The sequence below is a fragment of the Neosynechococcus sphagnicola sy1 genome, assembly GCF_000775285.1.
Taxonomy (GTDB): Bacteria; Cyanobacteriota; Cyanobacteriia; order Neosynechococcales; family Neosynechococcaceae; genus Neosynechococcus; species Neosynechococcus sphagnicola.
The window spans coordinates 16,557-34,287 of the sequence record NZ_JJML01000037.1 but is presented as its reverse complement, the minus strand read 5'-3'; the positions used below and the strand labels follow the sequence as shown (position 1 = coordinate 34,287).

17 protein-coding genes, 1 tRNA gene and 1 pseudogene are annotated in these 17,731 nt (G+C 50.8%); 6 read left to right on the top strand and 13 right to left on the bottom strand.

The window, feature by feature from the left end:
- Positions 1-48: 48 nt before the first annotated feature.
- Positions 49-612: a poly-beta-1,6-N-acetyl-D-glucosamine biosynthesis protein PgaD gene (pgaD, locus tag DO97_RS14770; protein WP_036534819.1), complete on the top strand. Its 564-nt coding sequence runs from the start codon at positions 49-51 to the stop codon at positions 610-612.
- 59 nt (positions 613-671) lie between these two features.
- Here pgaD and DO97_RS14765 read toward each other — a convergent pair whose 3' ends face one another.
- The 3 genes from DO97_RS14765 to DO97_RS26790 are packed head-to-tail and all read right to left on the bottom strand — an operon-like array spanning position 672 to position 3,803.
- Positions 672-1,901, bottom strand: a complete 1,230-nt coding sequence (locus tag DO97_RS14765; protein ID WP_239651762.1) for an FHA domain-containing serine/threonine-protein kinase — start codon at positions 1,899-1,901, stop codon at positions 672-674.
- A 26-nt stretch (positions 1,902-1,927) separates the two neighbouring features.
- Entirely contained in the window at positions 1,928-2,740 is an 813-nt protein-coding gene (locus DO97_RS25285; protein WP_239651761.1) for a serine/threonine phosphatase, read from the bottom strand.
- Positions 2,676-3,803, bottom strand: a complete 1,128-nt coding sequence (locus tag DO97_RS26790; RefSeq protein WP_052128777.1) for a zinc-ribbon domain-containing protein — start codon at positions 3,801-3,803, stop codon at positions 2,676-2,678. Before DO97_RS26790 ends, DO97_RS25285 begins: the two co-directional genes overlap by 65 nt.
- Before the next feature lie 570 nt (positions 3,804-4,373).
- Here DO97_RS26790 and DO97_RS31340 point away from each other — a divergent pair.
- A pseudogene (locus DO97_RS31340) lies at positions 4,374-4,857 on the top strand (flavin reductase family protein).
- 5 nt (positions 4,858-4,862) lie between these two features.
- On the opposite strand, the gene DO97_RS14750 reads toward DO97_RS31340, so the two are convergent.
- Positions 4,863-5,414, bottom strand: a complete 552-nt coding sequence (locus DO97_RS14750; protein ID WP_036534817.1) for a DUF2808 domain-containing protein — start codon at positions 5,412-5,414, stop codon at positions 4,863-4,865.
- A 290-nt stretch (positions 5,415-5,704) separates the two neighbouring features.
- On the opposite strand from DO97_RS14750, the gene DO97_RS14745 reads away from it, so the two are divergent.
- From DO97_RS14745 to DO97_RS14725, 4 genes are all read left to right on the top strand, one after another.
- Positions 5,705-6,031, top strand: coding sequence for a hypothetical protein (locus tag DO97_RS14745; protein ID WP_036534815.1), 327 nt, complete (start codon positions 5,705-5,707; stop codon positions 6,029-6,031).
- A gap of 44 nt (positions 6,032-6,075) precedes the next feature.
- Positions 6,076-7,389, top strand: a complete 1,314-nt coding sequence (locus DO97_RS14740) for a bifunctional folylpolyglutamate synthase/dihydrofolate synthase (protein WP_036534875.1) — start codon at positions 6,076-6,078, stop codon at positions 7,387-7,389.
- Positions 7,390-7,549: 160 nt separating this feature from the next.
- Positions 7,550-7,631, top strand: a tRNA-Leu gene (locus DO97_RS14735).
- A gap of 846 nt (positions 7,632-8,477) precedes the next feature.
- Complete coding sequence (locus DO97_RS14725) at positions 8,478-8,906, top strand: hypothetical protein (RefSeq protein WP_156120597.1); 429 nt, start codon at positions 8,478-8,480, stop codon at positions 8,904-8,906.
- Between the two features lie 341 nt (positions 8,907-9,247).
- Here DO97_RS14725 and DO97_RS14720 read toward each other — a convergent pair whose 3' ends face one another.
- From DO97_RS14720 to DO97_RS14680, 9 genes are all read right to left on the bottom strand, one after another.
- On the bottom strand, positions 9,248-9,481 hold the full coding sequence (locus DO97_RS14720) for a hypothetical protein (RefSeq protein ID WP_036534808.1): 234 nt from the start codon (positions 9,479-9,481) through the stop codon (positions 9,248-9,250).
- Between the two features lie 47 nt (positions 9,482-9,528).
- Complete coding sequence (locus DO97_RS14715) at positions 9,529-9,837, bottom strand: hypothetical protein (RefSeq protein WP_036534806.1); 309 nt, start codon at positions 9,835-9,837, stop codon at positions 9,529-9,531.
- A 117-nt stretch (positions 9,838-9,954) separates the two neighbouring features.
- Positions 9,955-10,233, bottom strand: coding sequence for a hypothetical protein (locus tag DO97_RS14710; protein ID WP_052128776.1), 279 nt, complete (start codon positions 10,231-10,233; stop codon positions 9,955-9,957).
- A gap of 19 nt (positions 10,234-10,252) precedes the next feature.
- A complete protein-coding gene (pedR, locus tag DO97_RS14705) occupies positions 10,253-10,528 on the bottom strand; it encodes a photosynthetic electron transport-dependent transcriptional regulator PedR (protein WP_036534803.1) in 276 nt (91 codons plus the stop codon).
- A 291-nt stretch (positions 10,529-10,819) separates the two neighbouring features.
- Positions 10,820-13,588 (bottom strand): EAL domain-containing protein, encoded by a 2,769-nt coding sequence (locus DO97_RS14700; RefSeq protein WP_052128775.1) that lies wholly within the window; start codon positions 13,586-13,588, stop codon positions 10,820-10,822.
- Positions 13,539-14,096, bottom strand: coding sequence for a DNA-binding transcriptional response regulator (locus DO97_RS14695; RefSeq protein ID WP_036534793.1), 558 nt, complete (start codon positions 14,094-14,096; stop codon positions 13,539-13,541). Before DO97_RS14695 ends, DO97_RS14700 begins: the two co-directional genes overlap by 50 nt.
- Positions 14,097-14,356: 260 nt before the next feature.
- Positions 14,357-16,027: a diguanylate cyclase gene (locus DO97_RS14690; protein WP_036534791.1), complete on the bottom strand. Its 1,671-nt coding sequence runs from the start codon at positions 16,025-16,027 to the stop codon at positions 14,357-14,359.
- A complete protein-coding gene (locus DO97_RS14685; RefSeq protein WP_036534790.1) occupies positions 16,020-16,412 on the bottom strand; it encodes a response regulator in 393 nt (130 codons plus the stop codon). The genes DO97_RS14690 and DO97_RS14685 overlap by 8 nt, the downstream gene beginning before the upstream one ends.
- A 14-nt stretch (positions 16,413-16,426) precedes the next feature.
- Positions 16,427-17,728: a response regulator gene (locus tag DO97_RS14680; protein WP_204368651.1), complete on the bottom strand. Its 1,302-nt coding sequence runs from the start codon at positions 17,726-17,728 to the stop codon at positions 16,427-16,429.
- Positions 17,729-17,731: the final 3 nt, after the last annotated feature.

Sequence of the window (17,731 nt, the reverse complement as noted above, 5' to 3'; positions counted from 1 at the left end):
CTGTCATACTTGAATATAGCTGCTTGATCCTTCATCTGGTTGACAGTGATGACCTCAAAGACATTGATCATTGATCGGCACGGACACATTGGTTGGCAACGGCGGTTGCTGTCGGAACTGGCGACCGCTACACTCTGGGGGGGGTGGTTGTCCTTATGGCGACCGGTTCTGAAAAACCTCCTCAGCTTGAAGCGCTGGAGCATCTTCAAATCTCCTCTAGCGGTCAAATTTTGCTTCTTGGGGCTTTCTACTGCCTGGGGATCGGGTGGCGCGGTAGTGGTTCTGATGGTCGTGATCGTGATCAGTGGTCGGCTGGTGCGTCGTCGCTGGGAAAAAGAAGCCAAGCTAGAACAGGCGCAGGCACTGAACCCTGAACCATCCCTCAGCGAGTACGCCCAACACTTTCAGATTTCTGAAGCCCAAGTCTTTCGAGGCCAGCACCTGAAATGCTGCTATATCTACCACGATCGAGGGGGGCAGATTACAGCTATTGTGCCGATGATTCCTGAACACAGATCCCAGACGTCTTCAGACTTGTCAAATCTGGAGGGGCGTGAAGCAAGTCCTGTCCTGGATGTTGAGGATGGTTCACAAACAGCCTCTCGGAGATGACACTTGCAGGGTAAGGTGAACTAGGTCAGTATCCTAGCTTGAGGGTGACTCAACGATGATCACAGGGCGTTTTTCAGGGCGATCGCTAACGCTTGGGCACTGACATAACGACGACTGGGATTGGGTTCTGTCGCTTTTTCAATCACCCCCTGAAGCCGCCGGGGAATGCTGCTGCATCCCTGCACTTGCAGCCGTAAGGTCTTACCACTGCGACGATAAAACTGGTGGGGGCTTTCCCCCGTGATCAGAAATACCAACGTCGAACCGACTGCATACAGATCGGACTGGATCACAGGATTCCCTTGGTCTTGTTCAGGGGCACTATAGCCTTCAATGGCAATCCGGGTTCCCGGTGGTGTCCCCAATTCTTTGACCGCGCCAAAATCTAGTACGGCGATCGCCTGTTCACGATAGCGCACCAGCAGGTTCGCGGGCTTAATATCACGGTGAATAATCGCTGGAGTCTGCTGGTGAAGATAGTGCAAGACATCACAGGTCTGGAGCATCCATTGAACTGCCTGTTGGGGAGTGACGGGGCCGTGGTGGACAATCCAATCCTCTAAATCTTCTCCATGGATTAATTCCATCACCAGGTATTTTTTCCCAGCCTCAACGAAGAAGTCATAGAACTTCGGAATCCCCGGATGACGGAGGGATCGGAGCACCTGGGCCTCTCGTTGAAACAGATCGTGGGCTTTGGCAATTTGCACCAAGTCAGCATTCATCTCTTTCAGCACCAGCAGTTCTGGGGAGCCCGTCGCTGTTGAGCGGCATGCCAGATAGGTCGTTCCCATGCCCCCCTGTCCCAAGGGCCGTAGGATCTGATACTGGCGGATCATCTGTTTCACCGCGATCGCCTGACCACAATGCATACAAAATAAATTTTGGGTGGGATTGCCGCTGTGGGTACAGGTGCTTTCCACTGGAGGGGATGGTTGCCCTGGCGTGGCTGGCTCAATCTTAAACAGGAAGGTGGGGCCGCCCGGTGCGAGTTGTAGCAGATCTCCTGACTTCAACGTTCCTTGTACCATCACAGCACCATTCACCAAGGTGCCATTAAGTCCATGGTTGGTGAGTTGCCAGACCCCTGGCTGACCTGGGTGGGCACACTGGAGTTCCAGATGATGTCGGGATACCAGTGCATGATTAATCATGACTTGATTCCCCATTCCCCGACCGATGCAAATCTGGGACTCCTGATCGAAGCGCCACTGTTGGAGTTTTAAGTTAGCTGCTCCCACAGCAGCCTCGGGGGTATCCGCAGGGAGGAGGGTCAGGGTAATGACCACGGCACCAAATTTCTGCTCTCAATCGGTTAACGCGGCAACATTGCTAAGTTGGGACGTACCTTAATTCGCACCACAATGGCCGTGATATTGTCATGACCATTGTACTGATTTGCGAGATCGATCAGTTGACTCGTCCCCCGATCTAGCTGGCTCTGGGAACTTAAAAGGGGATCGAGATGACTTTGCCAGTAGGTTTCCAGTAGATCATTATCTGTGAGACCGTCTGAGCAAAGCACGAGCAAGGTATCTTCCCGCAGGGACAGGAATTGAATATCTGGATTCACCGATTGGTTATCCCTGGGGCCAAGGGCTTGGATCAGTTGATAGGCATCAGGACGAGCGTAGGCGATCGCCGGATCAACGCCACGCAGAATTTCCCGCTGCCCCACTTCATGATCCACTGTCACTTGCTCCAATCCCCGCTTGCGGCTGACACGATACAGCCGACTGTCCCCGACATGGGCCACCGCGACATCAGTATCCTGCAACAATACCAGCACCAAGGTCGTGCCCATGCGGCCACTCCCGGAACTGGACTCCTGTTGATTGACTTCATAGATGGCCTGGTTGGCAATCAACACCCCTTCCCGAATGGTGGCCTCGTTAGGGAGGTCTTCCTGCCAGTGGGTTTTGAAGTATTCCTGTAGGGTTTTGACTGCCAAAGCACTGGCAACTTCGCCACTGGCGTGACCTCCCATGCCATCGCAGAGAATGTACAGCCCCCGTGCATGTAATGTCCGACCTCGGGGAACTTCTTCCTTCGTGATCTGGGTTTCAATGCCAAAAAAACTCTTCGTTATGGTTGCGCTGATTCCCGATATCTGTCTGGCAGGCATCATCGACGCTATACAACTGCATGGGTAACACCACGGTGGGCATATCATCCAGGTCGCTGCCGTCCTCCTCCTCTTCTGGATCCTCGGGGTCATCGAGATCGACCCCATCTTCTAGATAGGGCGTTAAGTCTACGTCCGTATCTTCATTGCCCATCTCAAGTTCCTGCATCTGGACATCGTAGGCGATCGCTTCTAGACGAGTTCGTAAATCCCCAAGTTCAGTAATTTCCCCCCCATGCACAGCTTTAATCAGGGTATCCAACCCTACTTCCAACGTCTGCGGGGGCTGGTCGAAAACTTGTAACCAAAGTTTCCCCAAATCTTGGAGGTGGTAAGGGGCTGAGTCAGGGTAGAGCCTTTGCAGACAGAGAATTCCATCTTCATCGACGCGAAGGTTGCTAAGTTCCAACAAACTGTTCCGAGACTTCCAGACCTCCAGTGCGTCCCAAAGTTCTACCATCTCATGGAACCAATGCAATATCTGCATGGTCGGAACTGGTTCTTGGGCGCACAAATCCGCCAGTAACAGCAGATCTGAGCGATCTTCTAAAACCAGCACCTGCTGCCCTTCTTGCTGCCAAGCATCGTGAACAGCTGGGAGGGTGGGATAAAAACGAGATTCCAAGGCCAAATAGGATTGAGCTACGGGTGGCATCGATATGGTATCGGGCATGCTGGTAGCGCTGCCTTCCGGACTGATGACTGAAAACAGGGTGTTCTGAAAAGGTTGATAATCCAGGACTTTTCCCTGTATTTCCCAGAGAAAGCCTCCAGGCTTGCCAGAAAGACTGTTGGAAGTTGAACCCGTCTCCAGCCATCGATATCGGTTCGCAGGATCGAGAAAGAGCGGTGCCGTCCCGATCGCTAGAGGTTCTGTTGAGGGTGTGGCCATGGCTGAAACAGGCGCTACATCTAGAGATTCCCCTAGAGATGCTTCTCCATAGAACGCTGGCGTCTGTGAACATCCTTGAACAATCGCCCACCAGAGGGTGAGGGGACTGCCACAGCTTTGACAGAACTTATTGGCATCAGAGTTCTCAAACTGACATTGGGGACAAATAGGCATGATAAAAGGGGGTCCTTCGATTCCCGCAGAGGTGCCAGAGTTTCTACCGTGCAGTTGACCTCGCTAGTGAGGTTGTTGAGGAAGCAGCCTTTCCAGGTTAAGAATACCCTTGTAAGCAAGGTAGTTCCAGACTGGAACTACCTTGATCAGCTGTTGTGAGTGGAGTAATGACTACTTAGGTTGCATTTTAGACATTCTATAAACCTGACCAACCGACTTTCTAGTATATTAGGCAGAATTTCTCGAAAATCATCTTCCCTGCCTCTGAAATCTATCGGGTTTTTCTTGCATGGTGAGCCGATCTCCCGATCTTTTCAAGATGAATTGCTCTTCTCCGAAGGCAGGTGTACCCCAAGGGTTAGACAATCGATTCGCTAATCCTGCGGGAAGCCGAGTACTGGAGATACGAATTCATGAGCGATTCAGTATCGGGATCAAAGCAGGGCTGAAACCGACGTAACAGAACAAGTATAAATACTTATTGTGCCTCTGGTGTTTTTGCAGCGCTTCTCAGAGATCCTCCAAGATTGATACACTTAGCCTTGTAGCGCAGAAAAAGCGAGCAAAGCATTGCTAGACGAACAGGCGAAGAAGATCATGCTGCGAAAGATTCCACATGGAATCTATGTTTGCGGTGTTAAAGACGGCGACGAGGTGAATGGCTTCACAGCAAGCTGGGTAATGCAAGCCTCTTTTAAGCCACCGTTGGTGGTCAACTGCGTCCGCCAAGATTCTAAATCTCACGCGATGATTAAGGCCAGTGCCGTTTTCTCCCTCAGCATCTTGGAAGCGGGTCAAAAAGACTTAGCTCAGGTATTTTTTTCAGCCCCAGCGCCGGGTTGGCAGCAAGTTTGCAGAGATTGAGTTCTATCCAGGGCCAGAGACAGCCTGCCCAATTATTCAAGAGGCTTTGGGCTACCTGGAGTGTCGCCTCGTAGGCATGGTTGAGCAGGGTGACCACACCGTCTTTGTGGGAGAAGTCATCGGTGCGGGGGTTCACCGAGAAGGAGAGCCACTGCTGCTAGAAAGTACGGGTTGGCAATACGGGGGATAAGATCATCAATCTCTCCCTCGATAGAACGTCAGCCGTCCAAAGCCCAGGAACTGACTACGTGTTCTCTCCCCTGGTGGGAACGCCGTCACTCCAAACAAATAAACGCCGCTGGTATCTGGGTTGGCATAAGGGCGCAGCCCCACGGTCACAGTTGTGCCGGGAACAACAGGTGGATCAAAACTCACAGTTACAGTCTGGTTTTTACGGTCGAAGCCCACATTCCCAATGGCAATCGGTGCACCACGCTTACGATAAGAAGCCCCTTCAAAGGCAACAAATTGCTTGAGATTGTAGTCCAAATCCAAGTCTAAGCCTTCCTGTTGCACAATCACCACTTTCTGGAGAGGTTCTCCAGCGTCTTCCGGAATTTGTAATGTGAAGTAGTAGGTAGAATTCCAGGCGTAAACATCACTGCTGGTTGTGACAGCCCCCAATAGGCGCGGGGGATTGACAAACGCTCGACTGCCATCCCCCAATTGAATCGCTTCCACCTGCCCCGTTATGCCTACCACGCTAGACAGCATTACCAGTGCACCAAAATGAATTGCATTACCCATAGATGATCGCCTCCTATTCAGGCTTAGGCTGAGGACACCGTTTTGCAAACAACCAGGATACTTATACCTTGTTGTAACTAGAATTACTTGTAGTTGTAAATTCGGTTATTGATGGGGTTCCTGGTTGGAGTCCAGTGATCTCTATTTTGAGGCTTTCCCGAACCAAATTCTAGACTCTATCCCTGCTGCTGCAGTGTTAAGATGCCAAAAATCAGTGCGATGGTCAAAGATCGGCCCCCGGCCATCGCGATACAGTTAGTCTTAGATTCATCGATTGCTACCGTTATCCTATGGCCCTAAAGATCATTGATCACTTTGACGGCAGCTTTACCCTAGAGCCGAATGCGAAAGCAGCATTGTTCAACTTGTTGAGCACTGAAACGTTTTTGACCCAGGTTGCTCAACAGTTAGACTCCCCACAGGTGGAGTTCACCGAGTTAATTTTTCAGCCTGTTCCCTACACCACTACTACACCGAAAGGAATGCCTGCTGAATTTCAGAAGTTTCATGAGTCAGAGGACTATGGGATTATCAACGTACCCCCTAACTTCATGTTTCAGGCAAAAATTTTTAAGCCCAGTCGCCTTTGTGCCATCTATCGTAGGTTGAATCCCTAAGCGGAGCTTGTACTTCAGTTTTCAAGTAGGTGCGGTAGCCCGTGATCGACGTTGACACGATTCTCGAACCCTATCAGCGGTTTGGTGTCCATCTGGGGTTGGATCGGATTCAGTCCCTCTTGGCAAATTTGGGCAATCCGCAACAACAGTACCCCATCATCCATGTGGCGGGAAGCAACGGCAAGGGTTCGGTTTGTGCTTATTTGTCAGGGATCTTAACAGCGGCTGGCTATCGTGTGGGACGCTACACGTCGCCACATCTGGTCAACTGGTGTGAGCGGATTTGTCTGAATGAAGAAGCGATCGCCCCCATTGCCCTCCAACAGGTGCTTGAGCAAGTTGAGGCTGCGATTTCACCCCTAGAAATGCCCACTCAGTTTGAGGTGATCACCGCTGCAAGTTGGCTCTATTTTGCCCAGCAACAGGTCGAGATTGCCATAGTTGAAGTGGGTTTAGGGGGACGGCTGGATGCCACCAATGTCTGCGATCGCCCCTTGGTTAGCATTATTACCTCCCTCAGTCGTGAACATTGGCAGGTCTTAGGACCAACGTTGGCGGATATTGCCCGAGAAAAAGCAGGGATTCTCAAAGTCGGTAGCCCCGCAATTGTAGGTCTCTTACCTGCGGAGGCTGCTGTGGTGGTGGCAGAGCAGATTGCAGCCCTCAATTGTCCAGTGGACTGGCCTGAATCGGCTCAAGAGATTCCAAGGCCAACTGACTCCGGTTCTCCTAAACCCATGCCCTGGGCAGAGTTTCGGGGTATCCAGTACCCGTTGCCCCTGGCTGGAGAGGTGCAGTTGCGGAATTCATCCCTGGCGATCGCAGCGGTGCAAGTCCTGAGACAGCAAGGCTGGTCGATTACCGATGCTGCCATTCAGGATGGGATGGCCCACACTCACTGGCCGGGTCGGCTTCAGTGGGTTCACTGGCAAGAACATCGTTTGCTGATCGACGGGGCGCATAATCCAGCAGCAGCAGGGGTATTACGCCAGTTTGTGGATCGCTTAGGAGATGCCCGCTCCGTGCAGTGGGTGATGGGGATGCTGTCTACCAAAGATCACAGCGAGATTTTCCAAACCTTACTAAGATCAGGGGATGCACTCTACCTTGTTCCTGTGCCCGATCACAGTTCTGCTAACCCAATTGAGTTAACGCAATTAGCACAACGTCAATGTCCGGGGCTCACTCATTGTCAACCCTATCCAGATTTGGCCTCAGGCTTACAAGCAGCGTTCCAGGATAGTTCAGATTTCAAGAATCAGGATGACATTGAACCACTTACGATCCTATGTGGTTCTCTCTACCTGATCGGGCACTTTTTTAAACATCAGGATTGCGGCAGCAAGCCAACCCGCTGATCTGTCACCAATGGCCATTCCCAATAGCCCCGTCGCAGTAGCAGGTAGGTAGGGGAGAAAAATTAAAAATATAAACGTACCAATACGCTGTGGAATAGTTTTGTCAATGAACTAGGTTCAAGAGATCCCTTTTTTGTTATAATCGTTAAAATTGAAATTTGCGGACGTGGCGGAATTGGCAGACGCGCTAGATTTAGGTTCTAGTACCGAAAGGTGTGTGGGTTCAAGTCCCTCCGTCCGCATTGCCAAGGTTGTCAAAGCTACGATGCCTTTTCGGCGTTGTTGATAAGCAGTATGAATATACTCTTTCTGGCAATCACAAAATTTACGTGTACCTAGCTGGGTCAACCGACATGAACAACACTCAACGTGGTGTCGATTGGCAAATCAAGATCGATGATGCCAGATGTAAACTCACCTCTGCCCACCCTAAAATTAAGCTGTGACACAGCACCAGGGACGTTTTATCTGCGCTTTTATGACATTGTTCTCCGTTTAATTAACGATGGATTCCCATTGATGTATTACTATTCATGATTTTCGATTCACAGATATATAGCGGTTCTTGGCTAAATGCGGTACGCTTCCAGTCCTGAAGCTTTTGCCAGTCAAGAATCGACTGTAATTCACTAGTTGAATAGCCGCCATATTGATACAAGTTAATCATTTGCCTAGACATGATTTCAAACGCCTTTATGCCATGGTTAATGAAGGAGCTCTCTAGCCAATATTTAGAGACTTTTAACATGTTTTTAGCAAAACGAAGTATGAGCAACTCTCCACTTTATAGGTCAGCTGCAACCACGTTGATGATCCTTGGGATGGCGGCTACCGTCCTACCATCTATCCTTATTTCGGTACCTGCGATCGCAACTGATATTTCAGATGTTGCACAGAATTACAACAATCGACCCTGTAACAACGGGAATGGTAATAACCGGAATCAGCCATGTAACTACAGTAATGGCAACAACCGTGGGCTTCAGCTTTCTAGGGGCACGATCATTAACACAAACTACCTAAATCAAGGGAATAACCGTAATCAAGGGAATAACCGTGGCCGTATGATACTAGCTCCTGGAGACAATGTGAATAGCGCATTAGTGGTCAGTGAGCCTGTTCGCAATGACAGGGGACAGGTGGTCATTCCCCAGGGAAGTCGCCTGGAGGGGCAATTCCAATCAGTGACAGTGAATGGGAATCCTGGTGCTCGTTACATCGCCAATCGAGTGGTGATTGGGAATCGTTCTTTTAGCATTCAAGCTGTCTCAAGAGTCAGATCTGCCACCCGTGATATTACCCGGCAAAATGTTGAAGGTGGCGTGGCCACTGCCGCAGCCCGCCAGGGACTGAGTAGCTTGTTTGGCGATCTCGTCAGCAACATCTTGGTAGGAGGAGTTGCAGGGCCAGTAAATTCTAGGGGAAGAGCCTATGATCGATTGATTATTTTCAATCCAGAAGATTTGCAACTGATCTTGTCAAGGGATTGGGTACGTCCCGACAATCTCCAGAGATAATGAATCACCCTTGCATTACAGCTGAATGGTTCTAGAGGGGGTGTGATCACCCCATTATAAAGTGCCGAGAGCATAACAGCGGTTGGGCGATGATAAGCCGCAATCGCTGCTTTCTATTTCCCAAGAAGTGACACACCCAGACCAATCTATTATGGGTTGTTCGGGTTGCATCTTCCCGTTCATCCCATGCTCCTTAACTCCTTTCCCCTTTCTCGATCCACTGGTTAGCGTAGGTGATCTAGATGCCTGCTAGTTGCGTCGGGTATCTAGATAAACTGTAAATTTGAGAAAGATAAAGGGTAGGAATTCATGAGACCCTCTTAGGGACTTAACCCAAGAATCTATTGGATGAAGGAGATGACTGGAACAGTCTGGGTTAACAGCTGCGATCGCTTCCGTTCGTAAGTTTCCTTTTTGACGAGATTTGTTAAGAATGCCTGTTGTAACTTAAGGAGGGAATCAATCTCAAATAAGCTGCATTGGCCGAGAGTGAGTTGATGCAATCGCTGTTCAGCTTCAATGGTTAAATAACCTGATTTCAAAGCATTTTTCACAAGGATAAAAATTTCAGACATAGAACTTCTCGAATTGTATAGTCTTGCAACAGCAATGGGCTGGAACTCTAATGGGGGATATATTTAACCGAACCGACTGAAAGCCCATCTAATAGCAAATCTAGAGCTTCCAAGTCTTCTGTTTCTGGATGTTCTGACCAGAGAATAAAGTTGATCTGATCTTCGATGAGAAATGTCATTTTCCCTACGAAGATCGCTTCACGAACAACCTCTGTAAGTTTCATCACGATAGTCCTATAGCCACGTTTTTGCGAAAGATTGACGATCAGGTCTAAAGAGTGATTCACACCGATGCACTTAGCGTTCGGATTAATCGAGGGACTGAGTTCGGTGATATCACTAGCATCAACTGCCACAAGTCCATTCTTACCTAGAAATCACTGAGGTATGACAAGCCTGGGGAGAAATTTACGTAAATTACGCAAAAAACCGACTTTATTTAAAGTTTATATAAGAGAATACGATCCGTAGAGTCACTCGCCTGCGTAGTGGTCTCTGTAATAGGCCAAGATTGGTTCAACTTGACAACGGGCTATGGGATTGGCGGTGATTGCATACTCAATCTGGAGACTTGCCACCTGACTCTGGCTGTAGTCAAATTGCTCCGATGACTGGGGAACCAGTACCACTGAGACCCCCACAACCTGTTGCAGGTGAGCGGCTAGTTCTCGGTACACAGCCAAGGGTAACCCAGGAATCTGGAATTGATCGACTGCATTGGGTTGATCACTAAGCTGTGTCAGATTATCCATGTCCGTTGTTACTGCTACTTTAGGAAACCACTCCATCCTCAGCCAGAGGTAAGGTGCAGCAGTTGTATTCATCAAGGCAGACTTTGCCCCATTGCAAGGCCCAACGTACCAGGGAAACCCGGTTTTCGGTGGCGGTTTTTGTCAAGATGTTGCTGATATGGTTATCCACGGTACGCTTGCTAATGTCCAACTTCTCAGCAATTTGCTGGTTGGTCAAGCCAGCAGCCACCAGTTCAAGCACCTGGAGTTCTCGCTCCGAGAGAGATCCAAAAGTCTGCAACTCGCCACCAGACATAATCTGCTCCTGACCCTGTATATTTACTCATTCCCTCTCTTCACTGTAGTAGATCTTGAGGGGGAATAGAAACACTAAAGTGAAAGTCTGGCTAGTATTTGACATTTTTGCTGCGGTCAGAAGCCCGTGCGATAGAAGAGAGCTTTGACCCCCTTAGCACAGGTTTGAGATCGCGCCAGAGAAGGGCTGTCAGCATCGCAACCCCTCCTAATGCTGGCAGCCCACCTCGAAAGGGAAAACTGGAGCCAAAAAACCACAGATTGGCGAGTGTGAACATAGAAGTGGTGGCTGTTAAATTGAGGACAGTTGGGATGGAGCGGTTGGTGAACACTGCTGGAGAATCAATTGCTGCGCTGCGGCACTGGAAACTGGACGAGAGAAGAAATATCCCTGAGCATAGGGGCACTTTAGCATCTTCAATTGCACCAGTTGATCGGGGGTTTCGACCCCCTCGGCAACGACGGTCATCCCCAGGTTTTCGGCTAAGGCCAGGATGGTTTTGACAATTTCGAATGGTTCAGAAGCCGTGGTGATGCGGCTAATAAATGACCGATCAATCTTTAAGGTATCGATGGGAAACCGATGTAAATAACTCAGAGAGGAGTAGCCGGTGCCGAAATCATCAATGGATAACTGAATGCCCAGGGCTTTTAAATCAGTCAACATGGAGGGAGCAGCTTCGGCATTTTCCATGATCGTACTCTCAGTGATCTCCAGTTTTAAGAACTGGCCATCCAATTGGGTTTCCTGCAAAATCTGGGCGATGTTTTCGAACAGGTTGGGTTGGGAAAATTGTTTGCAGGAAAGGTTGACACTGATCGTCAGCGGTAAGGGTGTGGGCAACTGAGATTGCCAGCTCTGCATTTGAAGACAGGCTTCCTTCAGCGCCCAAAACCCCAAGGGCACAATTAAGCCGGTCTCTTCGGCCAGGGGAATAAACTCTCCTGGCGAAATGGCTCCCCGCAAGGGATGTCGCCAGCGTAATAAGGCTTCAAACCCAATGATGGAGTTACGACTGAGGCAAACAATGGGCTGATACTCTAGGTGAAATGCCTGGGCGGTCATTGCCCGTCGTAAGTCTGTCTCTAACTGCAACTGGGCGATCGCCCGGTGGCGCATCTGGGCATCGAAGATTACATAACGCGACTTACCCAGGAGCTTGGCCTGGTACATGGCAATATCCGAATCCCGCAACAGGTCTTCTGGCTCTTGATTCCCTTCACCACTGAGGGCAATGCCGATACTGACCGTGGCAAAGACTTCACAGCCGCTTAAGTTAATCGGAAGGGTCAGTTCTTGCTGAATTCGCTCCGCTACACTGATGGCATCGGTAACAGATTGGAGGGCGTCAAGAACAATCGCAAACTCGTCGCCCCCTAAACGGGCAACGGTATCTCCTTGCCGCACACAAACTTTCAAAAGTTGGGCAATGGCGATCAGTAATTGATCGCCCCGCGTATGTCCCAAACTATCATTGACCCCTTTGAACCGATCCAGATCAATGAATAAAACAGCAAACAAGGTATGCCGCTGCTGCGCCCAATTGGCGACCTCCTCCAAGCGATCCATCAACAAGGCCCGATTGGGAAGCTGGGTCAACGGGTCGTAGTAGGCATCGTACAGGAGCTGGGCTTCTGCTTGCTTGCGCTCGGTAATATCCGTCAACGATCCTGCCATGCGGGAAACCCTCCCCTGGCGATCGCGAATGGCCAGTCCTCGATTCAGAACCCAACAGAAACTACCATCTTTGTGTTGCATCCGATGCTCAATTTCAAAATGAGCACTTTGTCCTTCCAGGTGGATCAACAGGGCGGTTCTCACCTGGGCTAATTCCTCTGGATGGAGGCGGGTGAACCATTCGTCGGGGCTGTTGCTAATTTCGTCGATCCCCCAGCCCAGCATGGCTTTCCATCGGGGGGAAAAATAGATCTGATTGGTTTTGAGATTCCAGTCCCACAGCCCATCGTTCGCCCCTTGTACCGCTAGGGCATAGCGTTCTTCACTTTCCTTCAGTGCTTCCTCAGCCTGTTTGCGCTCGGTGATATCCTGAAAGGTCACCACCATACCAACCAACTCGCCCTGCTCTCGAATCGGCTTGCGGATATATTCCACCCAAAAACTACTGCCATCCTTTCTCCAGAAGACGCCCTCCACTGGACTGAGATCTCCGGCGGTTTCCCCGACGATGGCGTCCTGCCAGGAGGAAAGAATTTCCTCCGACATCGACTGATGCAAGATGCCTGGAATAGACTGACCAATTAACTCTGCGGCCTCCCACCCTGTCATCCTGGCCGCCGCTGGATTCACAAACGTGGCATGGCCCTGCAAATCTAAGCCATAAATTCCCTCACCCACAGAGTTCAAAATCAACTGATGTTGATGGCGTAACTGCTCCAGCATCGTCTCTGCTTGCTTGCGAGCCGTAACATCGGTTTGCAGTCCTACAAAGTTGGTAAGCTGCCCCGCAACATCGAAGACCGGGTTCAGTGTCAGCTCATTCCAGAATGGGATACCATCTTTGCGATAGTTCAGCACCACGCAGTTGTAGGGCTGTCTGTCTGCGATCGCCTGCCGAATTGCCTGCACAGTGGTTCTTTCAGTGTTAGCACCCTGCAAGCAACGGCAGTTACGTCCGATGATTTCGTCGCTGGCATAGCCCGTGATCGCGGTGAAACCAGGATTAGCAAAAATCACAGGATTGTCTGGCAGGGTAGCGTCAGAGATAATTACCCCAGTGGCGAGATTTGAGATCGCCAGGGCTAAAAGACTGTTTTGCTGTACGGCCTGATGCAGCGCCACCTCCGCGATCTTTCGCTGGGTGATATCCGTCACCATGCCATCAATGCGGCAGGTTCTTTGATGGCGATCGCAGACCAGACAACTACGGTTGCGCACCCAACGGACGGCACCATCGGGCTTGAGAATCCGGTATTCCCAATCGATGGAACCCTCCTGCACCACCGTTGAAATATAATGCCGAACCCTTTCCTGATCGTCGAGATGCACCACCTCAAGCCAGAGATGAGGATTGGCAAAAAAACTCAGCCTCAGAGCGCCCATAGACCCGTTGCACGGCCGGACTGATGTAAAGCACCTCTAGGGTGGTTGCGGACAGTGACCAGACCACATCCATGAGGGAATTGAGAATTCCCCCTAACTTGGACTCACTTTCATGGAGTGCCGTCAGGGTGTGGGTGTGCTGCCTGCCATAGCGGATCGCCCGTTCGAGTAAGGATGCCTCAATGCGACCTTTGATCAGAATGTCTACAGCGATTGCCCCGAATGCCGCCACATCGATGGTCTGATCTCCCGGATGGATCAGTAAAATAATCGGGCCACGACATCCCTGAGCAATGGCGGCATGGAGTAATTCCAGGCCCCCCAGTCGATAATCTACCAGATAGACCTGATGGTGATTCTGGGGCATCTGCCCTAGGGCCGCACTGGCGGTGGTTACCCATTCCAAGTTAAAGGTTGCCGTCTCAATCTCTGATAGCAGCACCTGGATCAGTCCATAGTCGTTTTTGTCCTCTGTGACTAGGAGTACTTTGACCACGCTGGGTTCCATAGCATCCGCCTTCTAGCTGTAAAATGTGGTTCTAAAGTGCGTCAAACAAACGATTTTCCAGCAGCGATTTAGTCTCAGCTCTCTTCTGGCCTATTGGCAGCAACTGCTGTGGATAGCAGTAAAAACAGCACAAGCTATCCCCGCTTGCCTCTCAAACCGGGAAGAGTGGACAATTTCCCATCAGGGATCAGTAACTAAAGATACAACATTAATCTTATCTTAAAAATCCAAGCTCCGATGCTACTCACCGGGGGCTTGGGTTAGGCGAACTCCTTGGGTTGGGCGAGTATCACGCGATCGCGCCCTTGGGCTTTGGCCAGGTAAAGGGCTTTATCCGCAGCATCACTGAGACTGGTTGCCTCTGGATACTGAGGGTACACTGCCAGACCACAACTAAAGGTCACCGCAAATTCTCGATCCGCAGCTTGATGACGGATTTGGGCAAAGCCCGCCCGCAGTTCATTTAAAACGGGGGTTGCTGCCACTCCATCCGTCTCCGGCAAAATCACGGCAAATTCTTCGCCCCCATAGCGCCCAATCACATCGGTTTTGCGCAGGCGTTGTTGCAGTAGCCGTGACAGGCTGGTAATCACGCGATCGCCAATGGCATGACCATAGCTGTCATTAATAGACTTGAAATGATCGATGTCAATCATGGCAAAGGTGAGGGGTCGCTGCCGCCGCTGGGCGCGACTGACCTCAATCATCAACTGCTCCTTGGTTTTGGTGTGGTTGAGGAGGCCGGTGAGACTGTCTTTAATCATGTAGGAACGCAACAGCCGCGATCTCTGGGCACGACTGGAAACAGCTCGAATCAAATGGTGGGGATGGATGGGTTTCATTAAAAAGTCATCCCCGCCCAGGCTCATGGCGGCCAGTTGTCGATCTAAGTTGGTTTCCGTGGAGAGAAAGACAATGGGAATACTCAAATAGCTCTCCAGTTGTCGGATCACGGCCGCCAGTTCTAAGCCGTTACAACTGGGCATGTAGACATCCATCAAAATTAAATCAGGGCGGAAATCCACTAGGGGTTGCAGTACTTGGAGGGGGTCAGACACCACAAAGGTTTTCATCCCTGCCTGCTGCAACGTGTAAGCGTAGTAGGAAGCCAGGGTGGATTCATCATCCACAATCAGAATCCGATAGGGATCGGGAGATTGGTGGGCGCTAAGGGCATCTAACTTATCAATCAGCGTCCCAATTTCCACGGGTTTTGTGAAATAGGCGTAGCCCCCCGATTGGACGGCCTGTAAGCGGGCGACTAGATCACTGCGGATAGAGAGAAAAACGACGGGGATCGGTGTCTCCCGACGCTGCTGAATCTGCTTAATCATTTCTGTCCCAGCAAAACTCCCCTCTGAGGCCCGCACATCCACAATAATGGCGGCTGGAGTGGTATCGTGAACCGCTTCCTGGAGTGCCTTGAGGGAGGCAAAGGTTTGGACGCGGTAGCCAAAGTAACTCAGCTGCTGCACCAGATCGGAGGTGAGATCGGGGGTGTCCTTCACAAAAAAGATCAGCCGCTCATCGGGAGGATAGGTGGGTGGCATCACGACGGGTGGAATGTGCTCCAGTTCTGCCATCACCGTGGGACTATTGGGTTCTGCGGCGGCAAGTTGCAGCAGTTCTAGAAGCGCCGTGATCTGATCTCCCTCCTCCTGGGTGATTTGGTTGCGACTTTCCATGATTGTTTGCAACAGGCATTCGAGGGCCCGGGCGCGATCGCTAATGGCGGCAAAACCAAAGGTGGCCCCCGAACCTGCGAGATTATGGGTCATCCGGTGCAGGGTGGCCAACATCGTATCATCCCACCGCCGAGATAACTGCTGCCAAGTGGTGGCAATCTGCTCCACCCTGCCGAGCAGTTGTTGGGCATAGGCTTGACGCAGCGTTGCTAGCTGGGCCTGGATCTCGTCAGGCAGGCTAACCATGGTGCTGCTCCCAGATGGTACGAACCGTGGTGGCCAGCATCATGGGGTCAAAGGGCTTAGAAATCACATCCAAGGCACCGAGCTGGCGATACTGGGTGACTTCGTGGGTTTGCACCTTCGCCGTCATAAAAATAATCGGGGTGGCTTGTAGAGAGGGAATTTCCCGTAGCGCTTTCAGGGTGCGGATACCATCCATATCGGGCATCATCACATCCAGCAGAATTAAGTCGGGGGCAACGGTGGGAGCAACCCGAATGGCTTCCGTGCCTGAGGAGCAAACTTCCACCGTAAACCCCCCCACGGCAACCAGTGCCAGTCGGGCAATTGCCTGAATATCAGGTTCATCTTCAACATAGAGAATCAGGTTTAGGGGCGGAATAGGCATTGGCAAAGGGCAAATTATTCCAAAACACGGACGGGAGAGGGATGGGATTCACTGGTGCGCCGCCTGCGAATCAGGGATTGAATCGTTTGTAGAAGCTCTTGATTGGAGGTGCGGGATTTCACCAAGGCAGCAGTCACCTGATGAAATGCTTCCTGACTGACTTCTTGGGCAGAAAAAACCACAACCGGGATGGGTGAACTTCCCTGACTGTTGAGGTAGGGGATGAGTTCCATACCCATCCCATCTTTTAAGTTCAGATCGAGAATCACCAAGTCGAAGGTTTGTTGCGAGAGTTGGTGCAGTGCCTCCTGGAGGCTTAAGGCAGAGGTGACATGGGCCGTTCCGTTGAGAATAGTTGCCACAACTTGCACCACGTCTAAATCATCTTCGATATGTAGCACCCGAGGCTTGTTCCCCAAGGTTTGCAAAACGGCCTGTTGCACCGCCACCATTAATCGTTCTGGATTGATCGGTTTCTCAAGACAGTCAATGATGGCTAAGCTCCCCGTACTTAACTCAGCTTCTTCGTGGGGGCAGGCAGAAACTACCACAACGGGCAGCGATCGCGTGACTTCCTGCTCACGCAATTCCCGAATTAAGGAAATCCCATCCTGCCCCGGCAACATTAGATCCACCGTCATGGCATCATAGTGCTGCTGGGCTAGGAACTGCTTGGCTTGGTCTGCATTATAGGCAATGTCCGTTGAGAAGCCCGCCTGTTTGAGAATAAGGCTCAAGAGCATGGCAACGTCAGGACTATCTTCGCAGATCAAAACCCGCATCTGGGGTTGATTCAGGGGGGCTGACTGGGGCAGTTGGCAGTGTTCAGGGAGATCGAAGTAAAAGGTGGTGCCGATATTGATCTCGGTTTCAAATCCAATCCGTCCTCCGAGTTTTTCGATGATCGCCTTGCTGATGCTCAACCCCAGACCCGTTCCCCCCTTCTGTCGCGTGGTGGAAGCGTCTGCTTGGGCGAATTTTTGAAAGATCCGACTGCGAAATTCCTCGGGAATGCCACTACCGTGATCGATCACAGCCACCCGGAGCATCCCCTCAGCAGAACGAGTAATGGTCACATCCACCTGGCTAGCGGGGGCGGAAAACTTAGCAGCGTTAGACAATAAGTTGGTTAAAACTTGGAGTAGGCGGTTATGGTCGGCACTCACCTGCACTGGCGGTAAGGTACAGGTGAGTTGGAAGGTAACTCCAAACTGTTCTCCATAGGCGTGATTGGCGGTGATCGCTTGTTCGACTAAGGACAATAAGTCCAGGGGTTTGATGTCAAAGTGCATCTTACCGGATTCAAGTTTTTTCAATGT